5 protein-coding genes are annotated in these 7694 nt (G+C 49.0%); all 5 read left to right on the top strand.

Annotated features, from left to right (window positions below):
• The first annotated feature begins 198 nt into the window (after nt 1-198).
• Complete coding sequence (locus AC1DUA_RS00295) at nt 199-2229, top strand: glycoside hydrolase family 2 TIM barrel-domain containing protein (RefSeq protein ID WP_477497816.1); 2031 nt, start codon at nt 199-201, stop codon at nt 2227-2229.
• Entirely contained in the window at nt 2192-3034 is an 843-nt protein-coding gene (locus tag AC1DUA_RS00300; protein WP_477497817.1) for a beta-galactosidase small subunit, read from the top strand. Before AC1DUA_RS00295 ends, AC1DUA_RS00300 begins: the two co-directional genes overlap by 38 nt.
• A 15-nt stretch (nt 3035-3049) precedes the next feature.
• Entirely contained in the window at nt 3050-5656 is a 2607-nt protein-coding gene (locus AC1DUA_RS00305) for a family 78 glycoside hydrolase catalytic domain (protein WP_477497818.1), read from the top strand.
• Between the two features lie 108 nt (nt 5657-5764).
• A complete protein-coding gene (locus tag AC1DUA_RS00310; RefSeq protein WP_477497819.1) occupies nt 5765-6769 on the top strand; it encodes a cache domain-containing protein in 1005 nt (334 codons plus the stop codon).
• 22 nt (nt 6770-6791) lie between these two features.
• Nucleotides 6792-7421 (top strand): sensor histidine kinase, encoded by a 630-nt coding sequence (locus AC1DUA_RS00315; RefSeq protein WP_477497820.1) that lies wholly within the window; start codon nt 6792-6794, stop codon nt 7419-7421.
• The last annotated feature ends 273 nt before the right edge of the window (nt 7422-7694 follow it).

Consider the following 7694-nt stretch of genomic DNA (forward strand, 5'->3'; position numbering starts at 1 on the left):
TTATCTTGAGGGTGGCACGCACATCCCAAGTTTAGAGAAAAGAACCTCAAACATTTACTTGTTAAGTGAATGTTTGAGGTTCTTTTTGTTAAAGAAAGGTGAAAGTGATGCTCTCTATAACGGATTTCACAACAAAACTAGTCGGATTTTTGAATAGTCACCATGGCTATTCGTAGACTATGCTGAGAAGGATATACGATGGAGGCGAATAACATGATGCCTGGAGATTATGTTCCAGATTGGCAAAATCTAAGTATTTTAGAGAGACATACAGAGCTGCCGCATGCCGATTTGATTCCTTATGGTGATTGGGAGAGTGCTCTGGCTAATGAGAGAGAACGCTCGCCTTATGTGCAATCGCTGAATGGCGAATGGGACTTTAAATATGGGGAATCTCCGGCTGCTGTGCCCGCTGATTTCCACGAAGCCAGCTTTGAACCGAATGGTTGGGCGACAATACCGGTCCCTTCCAACTGGCAGTTACACGGGTATGGGAGACCCCATTACAGCAGTTGTCCGTATCCGTTCCCGATCAATCCGCCTTATGTGCCTAATCATAATCCAGTTGGCTGCTACAGAACCCAGTTTCATTACCGAGAAAGTGCGAAGAATCAACGGGTTCATCTTGTTTTTGAAGGCGTGGATTCTGCCTTTCACGTTTGGATAAATGGCCACTTTGTCGGCTACAGCCAAGGGAGTCACCTTCATTCTGAGTTTTATGTAAGCCCTTACTTGCGTGAGGGAGAGAATGTGATTGCCGTGCAAGTTTATAAGTGGTGCGACGGCACGTATCTGGAGAGCCAGGATAAATGGCGAATGAGCGGGATTTTCCGCGACGTTTACTTGTTGTCTTCCCCCCAAGTATCGGTTAGGGACGCAAGAGTAAGGACTCGTTTGGATGAGAGCTATGCGAAAGCGCGCTTAGAGGTTCGAATTGATTTTGCTGGCGTAGCAGATGCATCTTTTTTGAAGTCAGATTTCTTTCAACTTCGTACGACATTGTTGGATGGGGATCGTCATATTGTCTGTGATCGATACCATCATGTGCGGCAGGACGAACCTGTGACAGAGCTAGTTCACGAGGTGCTTTCTCCCCGTTTATGGACGGCTGAATCGCCTTACTTATATACGTTATTACTCACGATGTACGACAAGAGACAGCAAATCATAGAGGTCAAAAAGATTCATGTCGGTTTCAGGGACATTAGAATTCAGGAAGGACAACTGCTCGTTAACGGCAGTCCGATTATTATTAAGGGCGTTAATCGTAACGAGTTCGATCCCGAGCTGGGCTATGTGACAACGATGGAATCGATGCTGCGTGATATCACTTTGATGAAGCAGCACAACATCAATTCCGTTCGATTATCGCACTATCCGAATGATACAAGATGGCTGGAGTTGTGCGATCGTTTTGGTTTATATGTCATTGATGAAACGGATCTTGAGACGCACGGATTTCATTTCTATGGCAATGAGGGGCATCTGGCTCAGCAGCCTGAGTGGGAAGAAGCGTTCGTCCAGCGGGCGAAACGAATGGTGGAAAGGGACAAAAACCACCCCTCCATTATCATGTGGTCACTTGGCAATGAGTCCGGCTACGGGGCCAATCACGATGCGATGGCGGCATGGATCAGGGAAGCCGATCCGACTCGTCCGATTCACTATGAACGTGCCTACGACGCACCCGTAGTTGATGTGGTCAGCTCGATGTATCCTGCGGTGGAGACGGTTATTCAAGAAGGTTGCAAGGACGATAAGCGGCCTTATCTCATGTGCGAATTCGGGCATGCCATGGGCAACTCCGTGGGGAATTTGCAGGAGTATTGGGAAGCGATTTATACGTATCCTCGCCTGCTTGGCGGTCTTATCTGGGAATGGGCGGACCAAGGCATTAAGCAGCAAGCAGGGACAGAAGAAGCGTGGTATGCCTATGGCGGCGATTTTGGCGAAGAACCGCACAGTGGCCATTTCTGCCTGGATGGGCTGCTTTTCCCGGATCGGTCGATCAAAGCTTCCTTGTTAGAGTACAAGAAAGCGATTGAGCCGGTGAAAATTGAGGTTATAGATGCAGCACTAGGAAAGCTGAGAGTACGGAATTCCGGTGCTAACCATCCCGGAGACACCCGGTTCAAGCCAAACTGTTCAGGAGTCAAGCCCATTATCAATTCGGGAAGACTCCCACCAAATTATGCTTACAGGCCAAGATTTCTATATAGAGTTCGATAGAGATCAAGGTGCAATGACAACGTGGATGTACAAGGGAGTTTCCTTCCTGTCGGCAGGCCCTAAACTCCAGCTATGGCGGGCTCCGGTTGATAACGATGTCCACCTCGCCAAAGAGTGGGTGAAAGCTGGCTACAATCGACTTGTCACAGATGTGCGCGAGGTTGCAGTCGACCGGGCAGAAGCGGGAGGGTGYCGAATCACGATGAAATCTGTCGTTGGGGCGCGAGGCGGGAAGATCGCTTTCAATTCCCGTATGGTCTATGCCATCACAGCGGACGGTGAAGTGAAGCTGGACGTGGAGATTGAACCGAGAGAGGAGCTGCCACCGCTGCCTAGATTCGGAGTAGAGCTTGTGATGCCGGACAGCTTTAACCAGCTGACATGGTTCGGCCGTGGGCCGCACGAATGTTATGCGGATCGTAAGGAGAGCGGTAAGCTCGGTGTATACAGCGGCTCGGTAGAGGATCAGTTCGTGCCGTATATAAAGCCGCAGGAGAATGGCAATAAATCGGACGTACGGTGGTCATCTCTGATGAATCAAGAGGGAATCGGGCTGCTGTTCACGGGAGAGTCGACCTTTGACACAAGTGTTCATCACTACACGACGGAAGATTTGACGACAACCAAACATGTTCATCGCCTGACAAGGGTGGATCAAACCATTGTCAAATTGGATGCCAGACAAAGTGGTCTAGGCAATCATAGCTGCGGCTATGCCCCTACGCTTGACACTTATTTGATTAAGGCAGAGCCGATGAATTTTACGATTCGTATAAGACCTGTCTCACAATCAACAACACCATAAATGGAGGGTTACTGAATGACGACACGAGTTGCACTTTGTAAAACCGAATATAGGCTGAATCCGATTGGCCTCGATGTCCTGAAGCCAAGGCTTTTCTGGCAGTTACAGGGAGATAGTCAAGGAGTCATGCAGAGCGCTTATCACATTATGGTTGCTTCTTCTTGGGAAAAGCTAGAGAGTGATCAAGCGGATATGTGGGACAGCGGCAAGGTGAATTCGAATGCATCGACAYATGTGCAATATGAAGGTCAGCCGCTTCAGTCTGAAGGGGCTTATTATTGGAAAGTACGCGTCTGGGACGAAGCGGGTGCGGTCACGGCATGGAGCGAGACGGCGTTCTGGATGATGGGCATATTGTCGCGAGGCGATTGGAAAGCGCAGTGGATTGGACGCAAATCCGAGCCGGGAGCCCTCATGCAGCCATCTCCATTTTTCCGGAAATCGTTCGAGATCAAGAAAAAGGTGAAGCGGGCTATTGCCTATGCGACAGCACTTGGCGTCTATGATTTGCATGTGAATGGCGAGCGGATCGGCGATCGTTTTGCCCCGGGATGGACGGATTATAACATTCGTGTACAGGTTCAGGCGGTTGATATTACAGAGAAACTGAAGGTTGGCGATAATGCGTTTGGCGTTATTTTGGGCGATGGATGGTATGCGGGGACTGTAGGTTTTCTTGGTGATAAAGTTTATGGGGAGAGACCGTTTTTCCTCATGCAGGTCAGCTTGGATTACGAAGATGGAACGAAGGAAAGAGTGATCACAGATCGTTCATGGACAACGACCAGAGGGCCGATTCAATATTCCGATATGATCAAAGGGGAAGCCTACGATGCAAGGGAGGAATTGACCGGATGGCACGAGCCGGGTTATGAGGATTCAGCCTGGGAAGCACCGGATGTGCGCTCAGGGTATAACGGGCTTCTTGTGGCAGCGATTGAGCCGCCGATCCGCATCACCAAGACGATGAAACCAATCAGCATGAAGCAAACAGCGGCTGATACTTACATCTATGATATGGGTCAAAATATGGTCGGTTGGACGGCCGTAACCGTTCAGGGTGAGCGTGGAACAATGATTACATTAAGTCATGCCGAGATATTGAACCCAGATGGCACACTATATGTGGATAACTTACGGGAGGCCTGCCAGCAGGATCACTATATTCTAAAAGGAGAAGGACAGGAAAGCTACGAGCCTCACTTTACGTTCCACGGTTTCCGGTATGTGGAATTGATTGGCTACCCGGGAGTACCTGATCTGGATACGATTACGGGGAAAGTTGTTCATTCGGATACGCCAGTTACCGGGAAGCTGGAGACATCCGATGCGATGGTGAACCAGCTGTATTCGAACATTACGTGGGGGCAGCGCGGAAACTTCCTGTCGGTGCCGACGGATTGCCCGCAGCGGGATGAGCGGTTAGGCTGGACAGGGGATGCGCAAATTTTTGCCCGTACAGCGGCTTACAATATGGACGTCTCCCGATTTTTCAGCAAATATGTCTGGGATATGGTGGATTGTCAGCAGCCTTCTGGGGCATTCACGGATGTTGCTCCGGATGCGGGGTGGATTCGCCATAAAAACTGGAATACGCGGCTGAACTGGTTCGCCCCGGACAACTCCGGTTGGGGAGATGCCGGTGTCATTATCCCCTGGACGATCTACTTGATGTACGGCGATGTACGTATCCTCGAAACCCATTATGAGGCGATGGTCAAATGGGTGCATTATTTGAAAAACACCACCGACGAGCTGGTGCGCCCAGGATACGCCAATTATGCCGATTGGCTGTCGATTGGGGCTGATACGCCGAACGAAGTGCTCGCAACAGCCTATTTCGCCTACAGCACGAAGCTGCTTGCGCAAATTGCTGATGTATTGGGCAGAACCGAGGAAGCGGGCCAATATCGAGCTTTATTTGGCGATATCGCAACGGCGTTCCGCAAGGCCTTTGTCGCTGAGGATGGACGTATTCACGGCGACACGCAGACGGTTTACGTATTAGCGCTGCAGTTCGGGCTGCTGACGGATGAGCAGAGCAAACAAGCGCGCGATCGTCTTGTGGCGGACATTCAGGGTCGAGGCGACCGATTATCAACGGGATTCCTCGGCGTTGGCTACTTATTGCCGGCGCTGACGGACAATGGCAGTCTGGACGTTGCTTACAAGCTTCTGACACAAGAAGCATTCCCGTCTTGGATGTATTCTATTAAACACGGCGCAACCACGATCTGGGAGCGTTGGGATGGTTGGACGGAGGAGCAAGGTTTCCAGACACCGTCAATGAATTCCTTCAATCACTATTCCCTTGGCTCCGTAGGCGAGTGGATGTTCCGGTATATGGCTGGTATTGAGGCAGATCCTGCGGCGCCTGGTTTCCAGCATGTCATTATAAGACCGAAACCGGGCGGGAACTTGAGCTGGGTGAAAGCAAGTTATGAATCTCTATACGGTTGCATTACGGTAGAGTGGCGTTTATCGGAAGCAGGAGATTTCCGTCTTCAAGTGGATGTCCCTGCTAATACGACGGCAACTATTCAATTGCCAGATCCATCTGCAGCGGAGCATAAGGTAGGTTCAGGAAGTTATGTGTTTGAAAGTGTTTCTATGCTAAACTAAAAGCAAGTTCCTAAGATACAGACCGGGATCGGATAGAGGGTGAGCGTTAGCGCTGCCTTCCATCTGGCTCCGGCTGTTTTCGCATAGAAAGAAAGGCGGGTCATCAAGATGCGGTGGATGGAAGGCTTAAGGAAGAAACTAGAGACCCTATTTCCGAGAATTCGTACGATGCTGCTGTTGAGCTATTTTGTCATTATCCTCTTCTGCATTGCTTTAATTGGAACCGCTTCCTTCTACATCTCCTACAATTCTATGGCGGAACGCGTAGAAACAGCGAGCTCGCAAATCGTCCGGCAGATCGAGTTTAACATGGATAATGATTTTCATAATAAAAGAAATCTGCTCCTCGCACCCTATTACAATCAGGAATATATTGACAATATTAACGCTTATCCGACTATGGATAGCCAGAATAAATTTCTATTTCGTCAGAAGCTTGGGGATCTATTCCTGAAAAGTTTTAACATTACGCCGATTCCTGACTTTGTCCGTTTCCAGATTTATTACAGCGATGGTGAGCTGCTCAATTCCTCCGACAATACCTCATTCGGCAGCCCAAGTCAGGTGCTGAACGCCGAATGGTTCAAGCAAACGATTGCCAAAGATGGGCTTGTGAATTTCTTCAGCTCCCCCGCAATAAGCGGACAAGAGGAGAGTTCAACAGCTTACTCAACCTCGCTGCTTATTCGCGATTTCTCGAATCCGACGGGATTCATAGTGGTGCGCGCCGATTATAATTACGGTCTATTTAAAGGCATAGGTCAACGTGCGGACTTGACAAAAAATAGTCGTTTTCTAATATTAAATGACATTAATAATCCGATATTCGATTCGGCAGAGGGGCATGCGGCCGACATGGATGCGCAGGCTTTATCCCAGATTAAAGGGGATGGCGGTAAGTTCTGGACAGGCAGCGGCGATCAGACCATGCTTGTCTCCTACACCCGCTCCCAATATTCCAATTGGAAAACTGTGCTCATCATGCCTAAAAAAGAGATATTCAGCTCGCTGGATTCCATCAAAACGACGGCAATCTGGACAGCTTTGGCTGCTTTTCTGGTGACGGCGGTCCTATCGCTGTTGTTCGGAAGGAGTATTACTGTACCAAATTAAACTGCAGCAGATGGAGCTGGCTATGCTCTATTCGCAGATTAACCCGCATTTTCTGTACAACACGCTAGATAGCATTAAAGCTATGGCCGACTATCACGACGTGGAGGAAATTGGCCAGATGGCGCAATCATTAGCCGATATGTTCCGCTATAATACGAAAAATACGGACGAGATCGTTACGCTGCAGGAAGAGATTGTGCAGATTGATGCGTATATCAACATTCAGAGTATTCGTTTTGAGGGCAAGATTGACTATCGATTAGAAATCGAAGATGACCTGTACAATTTTCCAATGTTAAAAATGACCCTTCAACCGTTAGTTGAAAATGCCGTTTTCCACGGGATCGAACGCAAAAGAGGAAAAGGCACGATTCACATCAAGGCGTGGAAGGAAGGGGAAGCGACGTATATCCAAGTCAAAGACGATGGAGTTGGCATCTCGGAGAAACGGCTGGAGCAAATCCTAACGTCGCTTAGACAACCGCTCTATCAGGAGGAATATAAGCTATCTGCGGCGAGTGGCGGCATTGGCGTCCAGAATGTATACGCGAGGTATACGATTCGTTACGGCGAGCAGTTTCAATTCAGTATTGAAAGTAGAAAAGGGATAGGGACCGAAGTGACCCTGAAGCTGGTCCATCCACTAGGCTGAGATCAGGATGTAGGAATATTCAACATAGAAAGTCGTTATCGTGCATGGGGCATAAGTAAGCGGTTGCAATATAATCAATTCTGTAAGCAATATTAAAGGAGGGGTACAGAAATGAGGATTATGAAAACGGTAACACTGTCTGCATCGATTGCGGCGGTTATGGCATTAACGGCTTGCGGGAGCCAAAGTGGAAACTCAGGAAGCAGCACACCGGCAGCTACAACACCTGGGGCTACAACAGCTGCATCAACGCCTGCACCAGCGAAGAAGGAC

This window comes from Paenibacillus sp. 01T422 (assembly GCF_056398785.1).

Excerpts from the sequence above, each read along its gene's own strand:
- AC1DUA_RS00295 (WP_477497816.1), top strand. The coding sequence starts at position 199 with ATGGAGGCGAATAACATGATGCCTGGAGATTATGTTCCAGATTGGCAA.
- AC1DUA_RS00310 (WP_477497819.1), top strand. The coding sequence starts at position 5,765 with ATGCGGTGGATGGAAGGCTTAAGGAAGAAACTAGAGACCCTATTTCCG.
- AC1DUA_RS00315 (WP_477497820.1), top strand. The coding sequence starts at position 6,792 with ATGCTCTATTCGCAGATTAACCCGCATTTTCTGTACAACACGCTAGAT.